The organism is Adhaeribacter pallidiroseus (assembly GCF_003340495.1).
In the GTDB taxonomy this organism is placed as follows: Bacteria; Bacteroidota; Bacteroidia; order Cytophagales; family Hymenobacteraceae; genus Adhaeribacter; species Adhaeribacter pallidiroseus.
The window spans coordinates 4857814-4878426 of the sequence record NZ_QASA01000001.1 but is presented as its reverse complement, the minus strand read 5'-3'; the positions used below and the strand labels follow the sequence as shown (position 1 = coordinate 4878426).

15 protein-coding genes are annotated in these 20613 nt (G+C 42.8%); 14 read left to right on the top strand and 1 reads right to left on the bottom strand.

Annotated elements, in window-relative coordinates:
• Nucleotides 1-5: 5 nt before the first annotated feature.
• The 4 genes from AHMF7616_RS19480 to AHMF7616_RS19465 all read left to right on the top strand — a co-directional run bounded on the left by AHMF7616_RS19480 (nucleotide 6) and on the right by AHMF7616_RS19465 (nucleotide 4902).
• Nucleotides 6-722: a DUF1028 domain-containing protein gene (locus tag AHMF7616_RS19480; protein ID WP_115374399.1), complete on the top strand. Its 717-nt coding sequence runs from the start codon at nucleotides 6-8 to the stop codon at nucleotides 720-722.
• A 112-nt stretch (nucleotides 723-834) separates the two neighbouring features.
• Complete coding sequence (locus AHMF7616_RS19475; protein WP_115374398.1) at nucleotides 835-2109, top strand: sensor histidine kinase; 1275 nt, start codon at nucleotides 835-837, stop codon at nucleotides 2107-2109.
• A gap of 34 nt (nucleotides 2110-2143) precedes the next feature.
• A complete protein-coding gene (locus tag AHMF7616_RS19470) occupies nucleotides 2144-2842 on the top strand; it encodes a response regulator transcription factor (protein ID WP_115374397.1) in 699 nt (232 codons plus the stop codon).
• Nucleotides 2843-3159: 317 nt separating this feature from the next.
• The gene (locus AHMF7616_RS19465; protein WP_115374396.1) at nucleotides 3160-4902 is read left to right on the top strand and encodes a S41 family peptidase; all 1743 of its coding nucleotides are present in this window, start codon (nucleotides 3160-3162) and stop codon (nucleotides 4900-4902) included.
• A gap of 80 nt (nucleotides 4903-4982) precedes the next feature.
• Here the strand turns inward: AHMF7616_RS19465 and AHMF7616_RS19460 are convergent, their stop codons facing one another.
• Nucleotides 4983-6407, bottom strand: coding sequence for a hypothetical protein (locus AHMF7616_RS19460; protein ID WP_115374395.1), 1425 nt, complete (start codon nucleotides 6405-6407; stop codon nucleotides 4983-4985).
• 373 nt (nucleotides 6408-6780) lie between these two features.
• Between AHMF7616_RS19460 and AHMF7616_RS26485 the strand changes: the two genes are divergently transcribed.
• From AHMF7616_RS26485 to AHMF7616_RS19415, 10 genes are all read left to right on the top strand, one after another.
• Nucleotides 6781-6945 (top strand): hypothetical protein, encoded by a 165-nt coding sequence (locus tag AHMF7616_RS26485; protein ID WP_158546208.1) that lies wholly within the window; start codon nucleotides 6781-6783, stop codon nucleotides 6943-6945.
• A 149-nt stretch (nucleotides 6946-7094) separates the two neighbouring features.
• On the top strand, nucleotides 7095-8819 hold the full coding sequence (locus AHMF7616_RS19455; RefSeq protein ID WP_115374394.1) for an ABC transporter substrate-binding protein: 1725 nt from the start codon (nucleotides 7095-7097) through the stop codon (nucleotides 8817-8819).
• Nucleotides 8820-8822: 3 nt separating this feature from the next.
• Nucleotides 8823-10211 (top strand): ABC transporter permease, encoded by a 1389-nt coding sequence (locus AHMF7616_RS19450; RefSeq protein ID WP_115374393.1) that lies wholly within the window; start codon nucleotides 8823-8825, stop codon nucleotides 10209-10211.
• An 8-nt stretch (nucleotides 10212-10219) separates the two neighbouring features.
• Nucleotides 10220-11329, top strand: a complete 1110-nt coding sequence (locus tag AHMF7616_RS19445; protein WP_115374392.1) for an ABC transporter permease — start codon at nucleotides 10220-10222, stop codon at nucleotides 11327-11329.
• A 301-nt stretch (nucleotides 11330-11630) separates the two neighbouring features.
• On the top strand, nucleotides 11631-11864 hold the full coding sequence (locus AHMF7616_RS19440; protein WP_115374391.1) for a hypothetical protein: 234 nt from the start codon (nucleotides 11631-11633) through the stop codon (nucleotides 11862-11864).
• 643 nt (nucleotides 11865-12507) lie between these two features.
• Entirely contained in the window at nucleotides 12508-15627 is a 3120-nt protein-coding gene (locus AHMF7616_RS19435) for a SusC/RagA family TonB-linked outer membrane protein (protein WP_115374390.1), read from the top strand.
• A 21-nt stretch (nucleotides 15628-15648) separates the two neighbouring features.
• The gene (locus AHMF7616_RS19430) at nucleotides 15649-17268 is read left to right on the top strand and encodes a RagB/SusD family nutrient uptake outer membrane protein (protein ID WP_115374389.1); all 1620 of its coding nucleotides are present in this window, start codon (nucleotides 15649-15651) and stop codon (nucleotides 17266-17268) included.
• 236 nt (nucleotides 17269-17504) lie between these two features.
• A complete protein-coding gene (locus AHMF7616_RS19425) occupies nucleotides 17505-18431 on the top strand; it encodes a sugar phosphate isomerase/epimerase family protein (protein ID WP_115374388.1) in 927 nt (308 codons plus the stop codon).
• 26 nt (nucleotides 18432-18457) lie between these two features.
• Nucleotides 18458-19228 (top strand): 3-keto-disaccharide hydrolase, encoded by a 771-nt coding sequence (locus tag AHMF7616_RS19420; RefSeq protein WP_115374387.1) that lies wholly within the window; start codon nucleotides 18458-18460, stop codon nucleotides 19226-19228.
• A gap of 39 nt (nucleotides 19229-19267) precedes the next feature.
• Nucleotides 19268-20608: a Gfo/Idh/MocA family protein gene (locus tag AHMF7616_RS19415; protein ID WP_115374386.1), complete on the top strand. Its 1341-nt coding sequence runs from the start codon at nucleotides 19268-19270 to the stop codon at nucleotides 20606-20608.
• Nucleotides 20609-20613: the final 5 nt, after the last annotated feature.

Genomic DNA, 20613 nt, shown 5'->3' with positions numbered 1-20613 from the left:
TTAGAATGGTAAGTTTCCTGCTAAAGTTTAGCTTAACGGCTGGGCTGGTGTTCCTGGGGCATCTGCCTTTGTTTGCTACCTGGTCTATTATTGTTATTGATCCGGTTACCAAGGAAATTGGCATTGCCGGAGCTTCGTGCAGCTATAATTGTTACGGCATCGGTGCAATTATTCCGGGCAAGGGAGCGGTTATCGTGCAAGCCAGGAGCAGCAACAGTGCCCGAAAAAAAGGATTGAAAATGCTGGAAGCCAATGCTACTCCCGAGCAAATAATAGCGGAAATGCGAAATCCTAAATATAATCCGGAGCAGCAGCAGTATGCCGTGATAAGTATCCGCAACATGGCGCATCCGAAAACTTACACGGGCCAAGCTACTGCTGCTTATAACGGAGCTTTAACGGCCAGCGGTGTATCGGTACAAGGCAATACCTTAGCCCACGAAAACCAGCTTAAAATTATTCTGGAAGCTGTATTAAAAGCTCAAAAAGAGCGACGTAGTATTTCGGATGTTTTAATGATCGCTTTAGAAGCGGGTTCGGCGGCGGGTGGCGACAAGCGTTGCGGGGCGCAAAAAGCGACCAGTGCTTTTATCATGGTTACCAAACCAGATGATTATTTAAATGATCCTTACTTAAATTTAACAATTTACGGATTAACACCCGGTAAGGAAAATGCCGTAAAGCTGCTTCGCGCGAAATATGAGCAGTGGATAAAAGAGTAATTGCCGGAGTAAAATTTAAAAAAGAGAGTCGCCGAGCGCTCTTGTAACCGATTTCCCAACGTTGTACTTTATACCTGGCCAAAAGGGCTGTACCTCCAAGATTTTTAAAATTATGAGCCGAAAGAAAATAAGAATAATTATTGTAATGGCCATTGTAGCGTTGGGTGGTTTATTAACCGTTCAGCTCTTGTGGTTAAACAAAGCTTTTAAATCTGAAGAAAAAGAATTTAATCTGTCGGTGCAGGTAGCTTTAAGCAATGCCGTGCAGCAATTGCTGGGAAAAGCCCAGGGCGCAGCTCCGTCTAAACCTATCCGGCAAATAGCTTCCAGTTCTTTTCTGGCCGAAGTAAATGCTCCGGTTAGAGCGCAGGAACTGGATACTTTATTGAAATACGAATTTGCCCGGCGGCATATTACCATTCCGTACGAGTACGGAATCTTAAAAGCCGAAGACGATACGCTGGTGTTTGGTAATTACGTGCCAGCCACTATTAAAGAAAAAAAGCTACATCCAGACCAAGCAGTGCTCACCCCAAATGTCCCTGCGGGCCATTATAACTTTGTGGTAGTTTTTCCCTCTAAAACTACGTACATCTTTAGCGAAATGCAGCTTTGGGTTTTCTCCACGGTAGCTTTACTCGTGGTAGTGGTATTTTTTGGGTATACGCTGTATTCTATCCTGCAGGAGAAACGGCTAACGGAATTAAAAGCCGATTTTATTAATAACATGACCCACGAGTTACAAACCCCTATAACCAACATAGCTATTGCCAGCGAAATACTTAAAAATGCGGATACTCCTTTGCCACTGGCTAAAACCAAACGTTACCACGACATTATTTTTCAGGAAAATGAGCGTTTAAAAGAACAAGTAGAACGGGTACTGCAAATAGCCGAACTGGAAAAAAAGAAAATGGCGCTTACCAAAACCAAAACCAACGTGCACCAATTACTCGAAGAAAGTTTGCGACGCCTTAGTTTGCGGTTGCAAAAACGGGCCGGTCAGGTTACCTGTCATTTACAAGCAACTCAAGCTGTTATTCAGGCCGACAACTTACATCTGACCAATGCTTTGTTTAACCTACTCGACAATGCCGAAAAATACTCGCCGCAAGTACCGGAAATTAAAATTTCGACCCGTAATTACCACCAGGGCATTCTTATTTCGATTGCCGATAAAGGCTCAGGCATCCGGCAAGAAGTACAGTCCCGTATTTTCGATACTTTTTACCGCGTACCTACCGGCAACATCCACAATGTACGGGGCTTTGGGTTAGGGTTAAGTTACGTTAAAACAGTTATTCAGGCCCATCAAGGCACAATTCAAATAAAAAGCCAGGAAAACCAAGGCAGTTGTTTTGAATTGTACTTGCCTTTCAGCGCTTAAAGGCTTCTGATCAGAGCATTCTCGAACTAGCACAATGGCGCATTTATTACTCGTGGAAGACGACGAAAATTTAAGTTTTTTGATCCAAGATAACCTGGAACAACAAGGGTATACTGTGCAATTATGCCGCGATGGCGCTACTGCTTTACAAGCCTTTGCCCGGCAAACTTTTGATCTTTGTATTTTGGATGTGATGTTGCCCGTGCTCGATGGATTTACGCTGGCCCAGGAAATCCGGAAAATAAACACCCGCGTGCCCATTCTATTTTTAACGGCTAAAGCCCAGCCCGAAGACCGGATTCAGGGTTTACGGCTGGGCGCCGACGATTATGTAACCAAACCCTTCCGGCTCGAAGAACTAAACCTCCGCCTAAAGGCTATTCTCAAGCGAACTGCTGTTTCAACTCCCGCCAAACCGCAAAACGATTCTTTTGTTTATTTTGGCGAATGCCGGCTCGATTATGCCAATTTATTACTGTGGGTGCAAGATCAAAAACTGCAACTTACTCAAAAAGAAGCCGATGTACTCCGGATGCTGGGCTTGCAGCTAAACACCATTGTTAAACGCGACGTTATTTTAAAAACGGTTTGGCAGGATAATGGGTATTTTGTAGCCCGAAGCATGGATGTCTTTATCTCCAAACTCCGCAAGTACCTGCGACCAGATTCTACACTTAAAATTTCTACCATTCACGGCGTAGGCTACAAGCTCGAAGAAATACCTGTTTCTTAAATAACAAGCAAGTTTATTTGGTAAACCCTGCTTCCTGGCGATTCAGCGGGTCTCCGGTTTTTCCTAAATCTTACCGTTCCGTAATTATAATTCACAGCAATTTTTTAAAAAATGTGCCGCAAACAGAGTATAAAATCTGGTTGGTAGCGTCTATACAAGAAATGCTTTAACGATTAAATAAAGGTGCAATTGACACTTTTAAATGGATTTAATTTAATATTGCATGAGCTATACCTACTCAGAAAGTTGGTTACTTTACTAATTTGTTTTGCTTCATACTTAGGCTGTTTACTAAATGCTTCGGCGTGTATCGGGTTATGAAAAAATATACATCGTCATTGTACCGCAAATTTATTTATAGTTGCTTGGTGCTGTTGGTTATTGGGGTTTCTTTTGGTTTCACAGACCGGTATTTTGAGATAGCTAAAAACCTGGATACGTTCGCTACTATTTACCGGCAATTAAACAGCAATTACGTTGACGAGGTAAATCCTTCGGGCTTAATCCAGGAAGGCATACAAGCCATGCTTGCTTCCCTGGATCCCTACACCGAATACATTCCCGAATCGGATATGGAGGATTTTAGAATGAATTACGTGAGCAAGCAATACGCCGGCATTGGTATTTCGGTATTTACCCGTAAAGATAAAATTATTGTTTCGGAGTCGTATGATAACTTTTCGGCGCAACGGGCAGATATTCGGGCCGGAGATGAGCTAGTATCTATCAATAACATTCCGGTTAACGGACGCAGCAGCAGCCAGGTAAGCGATATGCTAAAAGGGCAAAAAAATACTCCCGTTAAAATAATCATCAAACGACTAGGAGAAAACCAGCTTTTAGAAAAAACCATTCTGCGCGAAACAATTACGTTTAAAAACGTTTCGTATGCCGGCCTTTTACAAGATAACATCGGGTACATCAAGCTCGATAAATTTTTAGAAAATTCGGCCTTAGAGGTAAAACAATCTTTACTTGCCTTAAAACAGCAGCACCATATCAATGCTTTAGTGCTGGACCTGCGCGGCAACGGGGGGGGCATTGTGCAGGAATCCGTGGATATCGTAAATTTATTTGTAGAAAAAGGTAAAAAAATTGTCACGCAGAAAGCCAAAATAAAAGATAAGGATATGGAGTATACGGCTACCCAGCGGCCAGTAGACCCATTGATTCCCTTGGTTATTCTCGTAGACCGGGGTTCGGCATCGGCTTCCGAAATTGTAGCCGGGGCCATTCAGGATTTAGACCGGGGAACGATTATTGGCAGCCGTACTTTTGGGAAAGGTTTGGTGCAGCAAACCATTAATTTGCCTTATAATTCTTTACTAAAGGTTACTGTAGCCAAGTATTACACGCCCAGTGGACGTTGTATTCAGGCCCTGGATTACACCCATCGCAACCAAGATGGCAGTGTCCGGAAAATATCGGATTCGCTTATGGCGGAATACAAAACCGCTAATGGCCGTTCGGTTTACGATGGAAGCGGCATTTACCCGGATTTAATTACTAAAGAAAAAACTTACCATAACGTAGCCTATAGTTTAATTAGTAAATCGTTGCATTTTGATTATGCCACGCGTTACCGGGCTGCGCACGCTTCTATACCGAGTGCTCGTACGTTTAGTTTAAGCAATGCCGATTACCAGGAATTTATAAAATACCTGGCCGATAAAGAATACAGTTATTCTACCAAGAGCGAAAAGAACTTGGAAGAGTTAAAAACCATTGCCGAGAAAGAAAAATACTTTGATGAGATTAAAGAAGAATACAGCGCTTTAAAAAACAAGCTGGCGCAAAACAAAAAAGAAGATTTAAGCCGCTGCCAGGACGAGATAAAGGAGATACTGGAAAGCGAGATTGTATCGCGGTATTATTTCCAGAAAGGGCGTTTGGAAGCTTCCTTTCGGACAGACGCGGATATAAGAGAAGCAATTAAAACCCTGGCCGATAAAAATTTATACACCGCAATATTAAAAGGCCAGGGCTCTTATAAAATAATTGGCAAACCCAAAATGGATGCTCTGGTAAATGCCGGTTCGCGACCAATTAATAATAATTAATCACTGGTTCCCACGCCTGCGTTATTGTTCCTGCAGCATTTTTAAAATTAAACTCCAAAGATGCTCGTAGGGCATAATTTCTATTTCGGCGTAAGCATCCCCGGGAATAGGGGTGTTTTTAAACGTTGCAGTAAAGGCTCCGCTTTCTTTTTGGCGTGGTTATAATCTAAGTCTTCTTTTACCAGCAACACCAGCATTTTAAAAAATAAGAGGTTGCGCTTGCTTAGTTGGTGTGTTAAATGCCGGCCAGCGTATTTTTTAAGCGAATCTATCCGGTAGTTTAAAGCATCCGTATCCTGCGATCGCACAAAATACATAAACTGCAAAATTAAAATAGCCACGTTAAAGCCTTGTTTATCTTTGCTGTGCTCCGGCACCGATAAAATTAATTTCCGGTAATTAGATTGTTTTAATAACTCATCCGAAGGGTTGACAAAATAAAGATAAGTGCCGTACAAAGACCATCGTTCCTGAGCCGTACGGGATATTTTCTTATACGAGGTATTCCGCATTACTTCGGCGTACAATTTAGAGGCTTGGTTATACTCGCCGGCGTGCATCGCTAACAAAAAGTAATTCTCCATGAAAGCAAACCAGTTGTTCGTAGACCGGTTAAAGTATGGCACGTAAGCGGCGGCGGCAATTAAACCCTTCTCGTACTCTTTTACGCGTAAATAGGCATACACATTAATAAACTTATTATAACGGTCGTCAAAACGTTTTTTATTGATTTTGCCTTTTTGTAAAAGATTTTCGGAAGTAGCCGTTGTTTTCAGAATCTCCGCAAAGTTGCCGGTAAGCTCGTGTAGCAATATGCTAAGCTTGTAATAAAAATCAAAAATATTAGCTGAATGCGTTTTTTTCCAAAGGTCTTCTAGTTTCTGAACTACGGTTTTTAATTTTTCTAAATATTTGTTTTTCGCAAAAACCGATTTATTTAGTTCAAGTCGGGAAGTATAGTATAAGTCGGCGGCTTCTTGCTCCAATACAGCCAAGGCACGATACTTGTTTAGCGTGTTCTTGGTTTTATAAAAGTTTGTAGAAGAGATACTAAGCGAATAATTTTCCAGTAACAGCTGATAACAATCAATAATAATCTGGGTAAATTCTGCTTCTTCGGCCATGGCGAGGGCGGTTCGTAACAAGCTGGCCGAAGTATCACTTTCTCCTTCGTTCATTAAAGTGCGCGCCTGAAATAATAAAGCAAGGCTTTTCTGCTCGTACCGGTGCGAGGATTTAAGACTCTGATCTGAAAAATCAAGAAAGAACAAGTGGTTTAATAACTTTTTACGTAACCTGGATTTAAGCATTTTAATGCGCGGATCGTTGGGTTGCGCTTTGTACATAAGAGCAGCTGCCTGGTGATCATTTTCGCATTGGCCCGTCCGGATTAAATGAAATAAGTCTACTTCCTTGTTTGGCGTCTTATTTTTTAATTCGAGCAAAGGGAAGTTTTTTTGACCCCTGTTTGTTACTATTTTAACTAATTCGCGCAGATCGTTCATTCAGAAAAATGCTCAATGTTGTGTTTAAATAAAGAACTGTAATAGGAAATGATTGATAAACTTAAAAAAAGTGGCGTTACTTTTAATGCTAAATTTTCCTTTCTAAAGTAAGCAGATATTAAGATATTTGTAAGGTATATTTTTATGTTTTTGTTACTATTAGTAAAAATATTAGCAATATCTTTGAAAAGCAACCCCTTGCTGATGAATCTAATCAAAGATATATAGATAATTATATGTGTTTATTGCTATGCCTCCTTGGAATTTTAATGGTTACCTTTAATGGCACTTTTTCCTTTCTAAGTCCTATTTTATGTGCCAAATTTGTTTCAACAAAATAACCCAACCGAAAACAATTTAAAGCACTAAAATCATGTTAGAATTAATCGTAGCCGCTCTTCTTCAAGTATCTGTTTTAACTTCTGGTTCTACTCCTGTTAAAACTACTACTTCTCCAACCAATACTACTGTTCAGTCAGCCACTGCTCCCACTTCTACTACCAACATTGGTACTTCTGGCTGGGACGATAGAAACTAGTAATTTATAGTTGCCCGGTGTTTGCACGGGCTTGTGGTAAAGCAAGCTGGTAAAATAGTTAGCAAGTTATATTTTTCGCAGAGTATTAGTTTTGTTGTTAACTTATTTTAGTTTTGTTAAACTATGTTTTAAGTTAATAGCAACCAGCAATGAGAGTAAGACTTTTTTTCTACTTTCTAATACTGCATTTTTTCATACAAGCTTGTCGGCCTGCGGGAAACAAAGAAGAGGTAGTAGTGCGGACCGCCGCCGATCCGGAATCTTTAAATCCTATTTCCTTTACTACTGCCAATACAGCCCAGATAGTGGCTTTATTATACCAATCGCTGCTGACGATTGATTTGCAGGATCAGCAATTAAAGCCGTTGTTGGCCGAACAGCTCCCAACGGTAGTGCAGGCAAAAGATAAATCGTTTATAACGTACCGTTTGCGTAACGAAGCTGTTTGGGATAACAACAAGCCCATTACGGCGCAGGATGTAGCTTTTACTTTAAAGGTAATTAAAGCTCCGCTGGTAAACAATGAAACAATGCGAGCTGCTTTGGAATATGTGCACGACATAAAGTTAGATGCTACGGATCCCAAAAAATTTACGATTGAGTGCGACAGTTACACGCCCAATATGAGTTGGGAAATTGGTGATTTTGCCATTCTGCCGGCTTACGTAGTAGATCCGCAGCAATTATTAGAGAAGTTTACGCTGCCAGAATTAGAGAACCAATACGATTCGTTAAAGAGCCATCCTAAAATAAAAGCTTTCGCCGCGTGGTTTAACAGTGCCCGCTTTACCCGCGACACGGCTTATCTAAAAGGAAGCGGCGGGTATAGATTAAGCGATTGGAAAACCGGACAGTATGTAAAATTAAAAAAGAAGCAGCACTGGTGGGCCGAGCGCCTATCGCCTTCCCTGGCCTATATCACAGCTTATCCCGCCCAGATTAATTTCCAGATTGTTCCGGATAATACAACGGCGCTACTGGCCTTGAATAATGAGCAGTTAGATGTGTATGCCGGCATACCGGCTACTAGTTTTGTGCAACTGCAATCCGAAGCCTCCTTTCAAAAAAAATACGCCCTTTATACGCCCAGTACCTACGATTTTACTTTTATCGGCATAAACGGCCGCCACGAAAAGTTTGCGGATAAGCGTACCCGCCAGGCGATTGGCTATTTATTAGATATTCCCAGAATGATTCAGGTATCGATGGGGAGTTTTGCCGTACCTACCGTAGGTATTGTAAATCCGGCGGATAAGATTTACTATAACGATAGTCTCCGGCCGTATACTTTAAACTTAGCCGAAGCCCGTCGATTGTTACATGCCGCTGGTTGGACAGAAAAAAACAAGGGTTGGCAAAAACTGATAAATGGCCAGATCATTCCATTAACCATTACTTTTAATTATAAAGAGGGTAATTCTGAATTTGAAAATATTGCTTTTATTTTCCGGCAGGCTGCGGCCAAGTTAAACATACCGGTAAATGTGCAGCCGGTAGAGGCTGGCTTGCTAAATAAAAGAATTCAGGCGCAAGATTTTGAAGTTGCTGTCCGGTACCTCTCCGGTAATCCGGGAATTTTTAATTTCCGACCAATTCTTCACACCGAAAATGCTGATCTCCAGGAACAAAACTTTACTGGTTTTGGTACTCCTGAAAGCGACAGGTTGATTGAAAATATCAGTGAAACTACCGATCAGAAAAAAAGGGTTGCTTTACTCCGCAAACTTCAAAAAGTAATGCAGGAAGAGAGTAATTTGCTTTTCTTATATTTTAACACCGATCGCATTGCCATTCATAAACGCTTTACTAATTTTAAAATATCAGCGGCTAAGCCAGGCTACGATATCAGTTCCTTTCAATTAAAAAGCGATTAGCCTATGGTGCAGTACGCCCTGAAACGTTTGCTGTGGCTAATACCAACACTGTGGCTGATCTGTTCTCTCGTTTTTTTCCTGAGTAAAGCTGTTCCGGGTACTTGTCTTGATTGGCAACGGGGGGAGTTTGGACAATCCATGAGCAGGGGGCTAGTGAACAATAGTCGTACTATCCAACCAATTAAGCCGCTTTTCTACTTTTCCGTACGATCCAAGGCCGAGCCTGATACGTTGTACCGGATGCAGCCAGTAACCCACCGGGCTTTTTTAAAAAGATTAGCTTTATTAAACGCTAACTGGCCTTCCGTAGCTGCTTTTTACCAAACCCTAACACTGCTGCAAAATAGTCTGGTCCAACTGCCCGTAGTTACAACCGCTGATAAACAAGTGCTTAGCTATCAACTGGAATCTGTTTTTAGTTTATCGAATAAACATGTAATACAACAAGCTTTGCTCCGGATCGAAAATCAGGCAATTGCCCGGCATTATCCCAAAGCTTATATTCAAAAAATAAAGGTCGGGCAGCAGCAATTTAAAAATATCACCGCTCAAGTTACGGTATCGGGGGTTCTGATTCCAGTGGTGGCTTGGCACGGTTTCGATAACGAATACCATTTGTGGTTTAAAAACTTTATCCGGGGTAACTTAGGCATCTCTTGTCGAAATCAGTTACCCGTTAACCAGGTTATAGCCGAATCTTTTGCGAATACTTTTTTTATTTCTGTTTTAAGTTTAGGGTTGATTTTTTTTCTCGCTGTGGAGCTAAGTATCTGGTTAAGCAAAGCCGCACAGTTTCATTCGCGCCAAATTGTTTTAGCTGTTTTGTACAGTCTGGATAGTGTGCCGCTTTTTATAATTGCTTTAACGCTGATTACTTTACTGGCCAGTACGAGTTATTTAAATCTTTTTCCCGTTTTTGGTTTGGGGCCAGCTGCCATACCAGATGAACCCACTTATGTAACTTGGCTGTATCAACTGCCTTATTTAGCCTTGCCAATTATTAGTTTAACCTTGGCCAGTTTGCCCCATGTTACTGGCCAGATATACCAAGCCATTCAGCAATTACAGCAACGCGACTTTGTACTAACGGCTAAAGCAAAAGGTTTATCCGAACGGGTAGTTTTAAGGCGGCACGTGTGGCGGAATGCTTTATTACCGGTTATTACTTTGTTTACCGGTTTTTTGCCGGCTTTAATAACCGGAGCAGTTATTATCGAAATTATTTTTGCCATTCCGGGAATGGGCAATTTGCTGCACCAAACCGTACAAACGCGCGATTTTCCCGTTTTAACGGGTATTGTGCTGTATTTAGGGTTAATAAAAGTAGTAGCCCATATTATAGCCGATATTCTGTATTTTTTAGCTGATCCCCGTATCAGAATACAACCCTGAACCAGATAATGAGCCCTCAGCAAAATAAAACAGGCAAATGGCGATGGCCGGAACGGTTAGCCGGAGGCTATTTGCTATTATTTTTACTGATGGCGGTGGTTGTTCCGGCTACCGGTCTTATTCAGCATCCGTACGAAAACACCCAATCCGGACCCTCTTATCAGCCTCCTTACATTTTTTCATTCAGTACGTCTGGTAATAGCACCAATATTTACTGGTTAGGTACGGATAGGGTAGGGCAGGATGTGCTGGCAATTTTAATTTTTGGTGCCCGAACGGCTTTAGTAGTAAGCTTACCGGCTATGCTTTTAGCAACTATCATGGGGGTAGTGTTGGGTAGTTTAGCGGGCTTTTGGGGCAATTCGGGAATACGGGTATCCGTAGCTGCATGTGTCTTGGGGTTAAGCGGGTTATTGGCCGCCGGTTATTATGCTTTCTGTGTCCGGCAGGTACATTGGTTAAATGCCTTTCAATCAGGTACATTTTCAATACTACAGGAGTTGGGTATAGCTTTTACTATTTTTACCGGGTTTGGTATAATAGGGTGGTTGCTGACAACGGTAGCAATTAAAATTGGGTTAAAAAAAACAATCACTTTGCCTATTGATCATTTCGTTCTCCGAGCTATCGAAATTACGGGAGCTATTCCGCGTTTATTGCTGATTATGTGCCTGATTGCTTTTGCAAAACCCGCCTTAGTTAATGTGGTAGTTTTGGCTGCTTTAACCTACTGGACCAGCATTGCCCGATTAGTACGCGGAGAATTACTGCAGGTAAAAGAACTTCCTTATATTGAAGCAGCCCAAGTAGCCGGTATAGCTAATTGGCGCATTCTTTTAAAACAAGCTTTACCTAACGCGTTGCCGCCGGTAATTGTAGCTATCGCTTTTGGCTTAGGAAACTTAATAAGCCTGGAAGCTACTTTATCTTATTTAGGCATTGGCATACCTGCTTATGAAGCCAGTTGGGGGAAATTAATAAAGGGTATTTTGCAAAACCCCAAAGCTTGGTGGTTAGTGGTTTTTCCGGCTTTAACCTTGTGCTTTACCATTTTGTCGCTGCAAATAATGGCAGAACGCCTCCTGAAAAAACTTTCTCCCCGGCAGCAGCAATTTTAAACAGGATGTTACTAATTAGCCCTAAAAGCTAAGTTTTTGTCGGGATTTTAATATTTATAAACACTGTAACTAGATAATAAAATCGTTTGTAACTGACTAGTAATAAGCTAGATGCTGACTTAGTGCTAATTTTTAGTTAATGCAAAAAAAATAAAAATTAAGCTGCGCTTTTGCTAATAAGAGATGTTACTTATAGCAGGTTAATGTCTTTTTTGAATCCTCACAAAGAAGCTATTATTGGAAAGTTAAAACTACCCTGATCCACTTGCTATAATTACTGAAAGCATAATCGTAATACCATATGGCAAAAGTTTACTGCTTAAAAGTTCCGGCAGCAATAAAAACGCTTACGCTCCGATATGTACCGCCATCAAAAAAAGAAAATAAGGCAAGTACATCTGGCAAAAATGCCGCGTATATGGATTTAGCCGGTAATTGCTTTACGAATAAGCCCGATACCGGAATTATAATTGGCGGCTATATAATCTGGGAAGCAGGTGCTGATGGGCCAGATGAGCCACAGATACGTTATTAAGAGCTGTTATTTAAAATAATAACCCCTTTTTAATAGCTTACTTCCTCCTTCAAATCTTACATAACCTTTGTACCATCTTTTATTATAACAATGCTGGTAATGGATTATAAAGCTTGCTTGTTCATAATTGGTAGGATACTCTGTTAGATAAAGGCGGTTAACAAACTTTGTTTTGTTCCATAAAATCTTTTTTTAACCTGATCTTGTGTTTACTTTCTTTAGCAAGCTTGCAATAGGTAAGTTCATTTAAGTACTACGGTTTGCTGGTTCTATTGCCGCCGCAAATTTATTTTCTTCGCAAACGTTTCCGAGAACGTTTGCGAAGAAAATATTATTTTTTCGTTATTTAATTACTTGATATTTAGTTCTGAATTTTGTATGATTGTTATCCTCAGTCTTTAAAAACCCAATATACGCCAACGCTTAACTCGACTTAACGCCTACGAATAAATTCCCATTTTCTTAAATATTTAAAATTTATTAACTGTTTAATATAAATAAAATCTTTGTTAAATAGTATTATTAATATAAATATGTTTTGAAAAGGCTTGTGAAATTTAAAATTTTTAAATTTTTACTTTGTTTGCTTTAATTTTTTGTATTTAGTTTATTTTAATAAAGTTATAATAATTATGCTGCATGTATGAAAAATTTTACTCTTAAACATTGTCCATTTATTTGCATTTTGTTAATAGGTGGTCCTGCATTGGCTAGCACATCGCCATCTGCTGTAATCGCCAATGCAAACCTTTCTGCAAAAGGTAGTGCTGCGGTGGTAGTTTCAAAATCAACGCTTCCGGACTGGCAAATAACAGGTAAAGTATCTGCAGCTAACGGAGAAGCTTTGCCGGGAGTAACCGTATTAGTAAAGGGAACTACTATTGGAGCTACTACTGCTCCTGACGGAACTTATTCCTTGAATGTGCCGGAAAAAGCAGCTACCTTAGTATTTTCTTTTATTGGTTATGCTACCCAGGAGAAAGAAATAACGGGCCCGGGAACCGTGAACATGACCCTCGCCGACGATACTAAAGCTTTACAGGAAGTAGTAGTAGTGGGCTATGGTACGCAAAAGAAGAGCCAGGTAACCGGCGCTATCTCTTCGGTTTCGGCAAAAGAAATTTCGGAATTGCCCATTACTAATCCGCAGCAAGCTTTGCAAGGCCGAGCGGCGGGGGTAGAGGTTTTAAGCCAGGGGAATAGCCCGGGGGGCGGCGTAAACGTGCGTATCCGGGGGCGGCGTTCTTTTAATGCCGGTAACGACCCGCTGTATGTAGTAGACGGTATTCCGCTTTCTGGCGACATTAACGACATTAATCCCCAGGATATTGAATCCATGGAAGTATTAAAAGATGCTTCTTCTACGGCTATTTACGGGTCCAGAGGGGCGAATGGGGTAGTAATTATAACTACCAAAAGAGGTGTGCCCGGCAAAGTGAGTATTTCTTACGATGGCTATTTTGGTATCAATAAAATCATCAACCAGTATGATGTTATGAACGGGGCGGAATTTGCCGAATACAAACGGGAATCGCGCCGGACAACTGGTAAATACAACGATGCCGATCCGGTAGCCTCCGATAAAGCTATTTTTGATGCGGTGGAGTTACAAGGCATTGCGCAGGGCCGTTCTACTAACTACCAAGATTATATTACCCGTACGGGTACCCAGCAAAGTCACCAGTTAGGCATTTCGGGTGGTTCCGAAAAAACGCGGTATTCTGTTTCTTTTAATCATTTTTTTGAAAAAGGCGTAACCATCGGGCAGGATTTTACCCGCGACAATATCCGAATTTCTCTGGATCAGCAAATCAGCGATAAGCTTAAGTTTGGGGTAACCATGATGGGCAGTTTAGGTAAGTTAAACATTGGGCCTAACCCATTTGGTGTTTCGTTGCGCGAAAATCCATTGGGTTCGCCTTATGATATTAATGGTAACTTGCTTTTCCGGAATACGTCGGATGGCGCTCAGACTAATCCTTTGTTGGAAGTAGTGCCCAATGCCGTTATCAACGAAAACCGCCGGGGCCGTATTTTTGCCAGTTTATTCGCCGAATACCAAATTGCAAAAGGCCTGTCTTATCGCTTAAACTTTGGTCCGGATTATTCCGCTCGCAGAAGTGGTCAGTTTCAAGCCAGTCTTACTAATGCGCGGTCCGGCGGTACCCCGTTTGCTCAGAACGATAATAATTATTTGTTCTCTTATACTCTGGAAAATATCCTGAATTACTCTAGAAAGTTTAATGAGGTTCATGATTTAAATGTTACCGGATTATTTTCCGTTCAGAAAGAGCGCCGCGAGTTTTACCAGATCCGGGCCAGTGGTTTAACTTCCGCCCGACAGTTATTTTACAAACTATCGCATGCCCCTAATATTGAAGGCATTGACAGCGACCTGAACGAAAGTGGTTTATTATCTTACATGGGCCGGGTAAACTACGGCTTCCGGGATAAATACCTGTTAACGTTAACTACCCGGATTGATGGTTCTTCTAAATTTGCCGGCGAAACGGGCTTATTTGGGGATACGAAGAAATACGGTTTCTTCCCTTCCGCAGCTATTGGCTGGCGGATTAGCGAGGAATCATTTATAAAAAATATCTCGTTTATCGATAATTTAAAATTAAGAGCGAGCTACGGCTTAACCGGGAACCAGGGGATAGGCGCTTATGCTACCCAAGGCGCGTTAAACCGCACCACCTATGCTTTTGGCACTTCTGGCGCGTTTGGTTACTCTCCTCGAGCCTTAGTAAATCCGGATTTACGCTGGGAAACTACCGCTACCACCAACGTGGGCTTAGATTTTGGCTTTATCAATAACCGGGTGTCGGGTTCCGTAGAAGTGTACCAGCAAAATACCTTTGATTTGCTGATGCCGCGTAACCTGCCCTTTACCAGTGGTTACGGCAGCGTTTTGCAGAACGTAGGTAAAAGCAAAAATTCTGGTTTAGAAATAGCAGTTTCTACTGTAAACGTGGATATGGGCGGAAATGGTTTTAAATGGACTACTGATATTAATTTCAACTCCAACAAAGAACAAATTGTCGAAATTTATAACGGGAAAAAAGACGATGTAGGCAGCTTGTACTTTATTGGCCAACCCTTAACCGTTTACTATGATTATGAAAAATTAGGCATCTGGCAAACCAGTGAAAAAGATCAGGCTTTACTGTATAAGCAAGCACCCGGGGAAATAAAAGTAAAAGACCAAAATAACGATGGTGCTATTAATGCTTTAGACCGGGTAATACTAGGCTCCGATATTCCGGATTGGTCCGGCGGTATTACCAACCGGTTTAGTTACAAAGGCATTGATTTCTCTTTCTTTATTTTTACCCGCCAGGGTAGTTTGATTCAGAGCGATTTATACAATAACCTGAACTTTTTAGCGGGTCGTTACAATAACATGGACGTAGACTACTGGACGCCGAACAACCCAACTAATGCCTTCCCACGGCCTAATCAGAACCAGGAACGCCCTTTATATAATACCACTATGTCTTACTATGATGGTTCTTTCACCAAAATACGGAACATAAGTTTGGGCTATAATATTCCTGCCGCGATCAGTGAAAAATTAAAAATGTCTTCACTGCGGGTGTATGCCAGTGCACAAAACCCTTTTATTTTCTCTAATTACGGCAATAACCTGGATCCGGAACAAGCCCGGGGGCGCAGCAACGACCGGGAACAATCCAACCTGATCAGCATTGGTACGCCATCTGCCCGATTGATTATGTTTGGGTTAAACGCTAAATTTTAAATTTTAGAAAGCATTTACTTTATGAAAAAAATAATATTATTCGCCTGCAGCCTGGCTATTTTTAGTCAAGCCTGTAATGGTGTTCTGGACGAAGAAGTAGTATCTAGTGTTACCCCGGAATATTATCAAACCACTACCGGTTTTGAGGATGCGGTAAAAGCATCGTACGAGCCCTTGCGTACCTGGTACGGCACGCAACGCGGTTTTACCCTCACCGTTTTTGGTACTGATACGTATACCAAAGGTGCCGATGGCGACTATAAGTACGTAAACGATTATACTCCCAATTTAAATTCGCAGGTAGATTATATCCGCGACCTCTGGAATGATTTTTACCGGGCCATTAATACCACCAACACGGTAATCGATCGGGCACCCAGCATTCCATTAGATGAGGCTCTGAAAGCAATTCGGGTAGGAGAAGCTCGGTTCTTGCGGGCACATTATTATTTTGTGCTCGTGCAAACGTACGGACCCTTGCACCTGGCTCTGAAAGAAACCACCGAAGTACAAACAACGGCCAGCCGGTCGCCGGTAAAAGATGTGTACGATGTAATTGTATCGGATCTGGAAAGTGCCATTGCAGTATTACCGGTAAAACCAAATGATTACGGCCGCGCTAGCAAGCCAGCCGCGGAACACTTACTGGCCAAAGTGCTTTTAACCCGAGCCAGTATACCAGAAGCCGCCAAGCCCGACGATAACCAACGGACCGCCGATTTAGCCAAAGGCGTAATTGCCAATTATGGTTTAGCTTTGTTGCCCAATTTTGCCGCCGTATTTGATCAGGGAAACCAGCAGCACTCCGAAGTAGTATGGGCTGTACAATACACCCAGGATTTAATAACGAATGGAACCGGTAACAGCGGCCACCTTTATTTTTTAATGGAGTACGATGCCGGCCACAAAGGAACGCAGCGCGATATTGCTAATGGTCGTCCGTTTAAACGTTTCAAACCTACCTTGTACACCCTCGATTTGTTTGATCGTACCAAAGACTCCCGCTACAATGGTTCTTTTAAGCAAGTATTTTACGCCAACAATCCGGCTACTTTAGCCCCGGGCATGAAGCTAGGCGATACCGCCATTTGGGTAGCCCCCACTAATATTTCGGCGGAATTTAAAGCCACTAAAAATTATGAGATTATTGACCGAGCGGCCGTATTAACTCCGGGGAATTACCGGTATTTTCCTTCTTTAAGTAAATTTCTGGATCCATTGCGGCCTTCCGTGCAGCACGAACCCGGCTCCCGCGACTTTATGGTAGCCCGTTTAGCGGAAACTTACCTGATTGCCGCCGAAGCGTTGTACAAAGTAGGTAACATAGACGAAGCCGTGCAACACATTAATGCGGTGCGGCGCCGGGCCGCCATGCCGGGCAAAGAACTAGAAATGGAAATAACCGCTGATCAGTTAAACATGGACTTTATCCTGGATGAGCGGGCGCGCGAGTTACTAGGCGAGATGGACCGTTGGTTTGATTTGGTAAGAACCGGTACCCTGGTAGAGCGGGTTAAAAAGTATAACCCAGATGGAGCGCCTAATATTCAACCGTTCCATGTGCTACGCCCAATACCCAACGACCAGATTGACCGGACCGAAGGCGGCGTCGCTTCTTTCCCGCAAAATCCCGGTTACTAGGTTTATGATAAAAAATTTAAAAAATACCGTTGTTTAATCTTTTTAAGCAACGGTATTTTTCGTTTGAGAACGTTCACGATAACGTTACCGGAAAATATCTTGGTTTTTTACTATGATAGAACGGTAAATAAATATAAATTTATGGAGCTGAAAAACTCGTTTTACTCATTAAAACTGGTTTGCGCTGTATTTTACCGGTTTGTTTTAAATAAATACCAGAAGTAAAATTCAAAATAATGTCTAAAGAAATATCCCGCCGAAACTTTCTCACGCAAATGGGTCTTGCCGCTGCGGCTTTGCCATTGGCGGCTTTCTCGTCCCACGCTTTAGCAACTGCTTTAGCCCAAAGTGGCATCAAGCTAGGCTACTCGGCCATTACCTGGGGCGGTAACGATCTGCAAGCTATTAAAGAAATTTCGTCGCTGGGTTTTACGGGTATCCAGTTGCGGGCCAATGCTTACCAGGAGTACGGCCAAAAGCCAGAAATACTTAAAAAGATTCTGGACGACGCAAAGTTGGAATTAGCCATGCTTTCGAGCGGCAACGCCAATATTAATACCGGTAACGACGAAGCCGAAATCAGCAGGCACGTAGCGCACGCTAAGTTCGTGAAAGCCCTGGGTGGTAAATACATTCAGGTAACTAATTCTTCGCGGCCCAAATCCGGTACTCCCGCCAAAGAAGACTTAATAAAATACGGTAAACTACTCACCGAAGTAGGCAAGCGTACCCAACCTTTAGGGGTACAAACCACTTACCACAACCACATGCACCAGCTCGGCGAAACGCCCGAGGAAGTGGACGTGATTATGCAAACCGCCGATCCCAAATACGTGCGTTTATTGTTGGATATTGGCCATTACCAGCAAGGTGGGGGCGATCCGGCCAAAGCGATCCGGCAGTACAAAAGCCAACTCAAAGCCTTGCACATAAAAGACGTGCGCGATAAAAACGCCATGGATCCCAGCCGGTCGTACCAGTTCGTGGAGCTAGGGCAAGGAAAAGTAAACCTGCCGCAGGTTTTTGCCGCCTTAAAAGAAGTTAAATTTAACGGTTACGCCATTGTGGAACTGGACGCCGTACCCGAAAAAGGCCGTACGCCTTTGGAAAGCGGCCAGATCGGGCGCGATTATTTAAAAAATAATTTAAAGTTTAGTATCTGATTTTCAGAAGTATAGTATAACTAATTATGATAAATTTAAAATTATGTATTCTTACTGGTTCAGTTGTTTTCAGCTTATGGGGTACTGGTTTCGCCCAGCCAAGCGCAAGTAAAAGTGCAGCCACTGCCGGCACCGTAAATACCTTATCTGCCACCGAAAAAAAGCAAGGCTGGCAGTTACTCTTCGATGGTAAAACTACCAACGGCTGGCGCGGCGCGCATCGCGAAACTTTCCCGACGCAAGGCTGGCAGGTAAAAAACAACGAGTTAATGGTGCTGCCGGCCGACGGTGCAGAATCGCAGAACGGCGGCGATATTGTAACCCAAGCAGAATACGGCAACTTTGAATTAACCCTCGAAGCTAAATTGACCAAAGGCGCCAACAGCGGCGTAAAATATTTTGTTACCGAAAAAGAACCCCCGCATCCCGGCTCGGCTATTGGCCTGGAATATCAGATCCTCGACGACGATCGCCACCCCGATGCTAAAATGGGTAAAAACGGCAACCGCACCATTAGCTCGTTATACGACTTAATTCCGGCTAAAAACAAAAAAGCTAAACCCATTGGCGAGTGGAACCAGGTGCGTATTGTATCGAAAAACAACCATGTGGAACATTGGCTGAACGGCACCAAAGTAGTAGAATTTACCCGCGCCAGTCCGGAATACCGGGCCTTGGTGGCCGAAAGTAAATATAAAAACTACCCCAACTTTGGCGAGGCCGCCACGGGGCACATCCTCTTGCAGGACCACGGAAATACCGTGTATTACCGGAACATTAAAATCAGAAAAATTTAATTGGCAGCAAACAAGCAACGCTTTTAAACTTAATTAATAATGGAAAATTCTAAAGAAAACTCCCGGAGAGAATTTATCAAAAAAGCTACTTTAGGCACTATTGGGGTAGCCGCCATGGGTATAAGCGCGAAAAGCTACGGCCGCATTCTAGGCGCCAACGATCGCGTGAATGTGGGCATCATTGGTTTCTCCAATCGGTTTAAAAGCTCCCTGGTGCCTTCTTTCTTGGACCACCAGAAAGAGTTGAATTTTGCTTTTGTGGGGGTATCCGACATTTGGAACCGCCGCCGCGACGAAGCAGAAGCCTATATTAAAGAAAAAGCCGGCATGAAAATTAAAAAATACCGGAACAACGATGAGCTCTACGGAAACAAAGATATTGATGCCGTTATAATTTCTACCGCTGATTTTCAGCATGCTTTAATGGGCGTAGAAGCCGTAAAAGCGGGCCGGGATGCCTACATTGAAAAACCCATGGCCGAAAGCATGGACGATGCCCGGGCTATTTTAAAAGCGGTAGAAGAATCTGATCGGATTGTGCAGATTGGTTCGCAGCGCCGCAGTGCCCCGAATTATATTGCCGCCAATGAGTTTATCCGGTCGGGTAAATTCGGCGATATTACCATGGTGGAAATGTGCTGGAACGTAAACCAACCGGGCCGCTGGCGGGTGCCGCTTACCAAAGAAATCCGCAAAGAAGATACCGACTGGGATCGCTTTTTAATGAACCGGCCCAAAGAAGCTTGGGACCCGCGTAAATATTTAGAATTCCGCTTGTTTTATCCATACTCCACCGGTATACCGGGCCAATGGATGTCGCACCAGATTGATACCGTGCATTGGTTTACCGGTCTGGAGCATCCGCGCAGCGTTTCGGCCAACGGCGGAGTCTACATGTGGAAAGACGGTCGTAAAAACGCCGACACCATGACGGCCGTGTTTGATTACGGTCCGAAAGACGACATGAGCAAAGGCTTTCAGGTTGTATTCTCATCGCGGTTCCACAACGGCGCGGGCGGTACCAAAGAGTTGTATTACTCCAACGGCGGTATGATGAACCTGGACACCAACAAAATAACTTCGGAAGGCGGTTTAACCCAGAAAATGGCCGACGAAATGGGCCTGAAAGCCAACTTGCTGCAAGAGTTTACTTTGCCTAACGCTACCAAAATGGAAACCGCTGCCAACACCGGCGGCGACCCGATGACCTCCTTGCACATGCGCAACTGGATGGAATGCGTACGGAGTCGCAAAACGCCGAATGCTTCCGTAAGAGCTGGTTACAACCACTCCGTAGCCAACCAAATGACCTACGCGGCTTTAACTACCGGCAAAAAAATTACCTTCGACGATACCAAGCAGGATTTAATAGTTAGCTAGTTTTT

Coding starts and splice junctions, on each gene's coding strand:
- AHMF7616_RS19480 (WP_115374399.1), top strand. CDS start 6: ATGGTAAGTTTCCTGCTAAAGTTTAGCTTAACGGCTGGGCTGGTGTTC.
- AHMF7616_RS19475 (WP_115374398.1), top strand. CDS start 835: ATGAGCCGAAAGAAAATAAGAATAATTATTGTAATGGCCATTGTAGCG.
- AHMF7616_RS19470 (WP_115374397.1), top strand. CDS start 2,144: ATGGCGCATTTATTACTCGTGGAAGACGACGAAAATTTAAGTTTTTTG.
- AHMF7616_RS19465 (WP_115374396.1), top strand. CDS start 3,160: ATGAAAAAATATACATCGTCATTGTACCGCAAATTTATTTATAGTTGC.
- AHMF7616_RS19460 (WP_115374395.1), bottom strand. CDS start 6,407: ATGAACGATCTGCGCGAATTAGTTAAAATAGTAACAAACAGGGGTCAA.
- AHMF7616_RS26485 (WP_158546208.1), top strand. CDS start 6,781: ATGTTAGAATTAATCGTAGCCGCTCTTCTTCAAGTATCTGTTTTAACT.
- AHMF7616_RS19455 (WP_115374394.1), top strand. CDS start 7,095: ATGAGAGTAAGACTTTTTTTCTACTTTCTAATACTGCATTTTTTCATA.
- AHMF7616_RS19450 (WP_115374393.1), top strand. CDS start 8,823: ATGGTGCAGTACGCCCTGAAACGTTTGCTGTGGCTAATACCAACACTG.
- AHMF7616_RS19445 (WP_115374392.1), top strand. CDS start 10,220: ATGAGCCCTCAGCAAAATAAAACAGGCAAATGGCGATGGCCGGAACGG.
- AHMF7616_RS19440 (WP_115374391.1), top strand. CDS start 11,631: ATGGCAAAAGTTTACTGCTTAAAAGTTCCGGCAGCAATAAAAACGCTT.
- AHMF7616_RS19435 (WP_115374390.1), top strand. CDS start 12,508: ATGAAAAATTTTACTCTTAAACATTGTCCATTTATTTGCATTTTGTTA.
- AHMF7616_RS19430 (WP_115374389.1), top strand. CDS start 15,649: ATGAAAAAAATAATATTATTCGCCTGCAGCCTGGCTATTTTTAGTCAA.
- AHMF7616_RS19425 (WP_115374388.1), top strand. CDS start 17,505: ATGTCTAAAGAAATATCCCGCCGAAACTTTCTCACGCAAATGGGTCTT.
- AHMF7616_RS19420 (WP_115374387.1), top strand. CDS start 18,458: ATGATAAATTTAAAATTATGTATTCTTACTGGTTCAGTTGTTTTCAGC.
- AHMF7616_RS19415 (WP_115374386.1), top strand. CDS start 19,268: ATGGAAAATTCTAAAGAAAACTCCCGGAGAGAATTTATCAAAAAAGCT.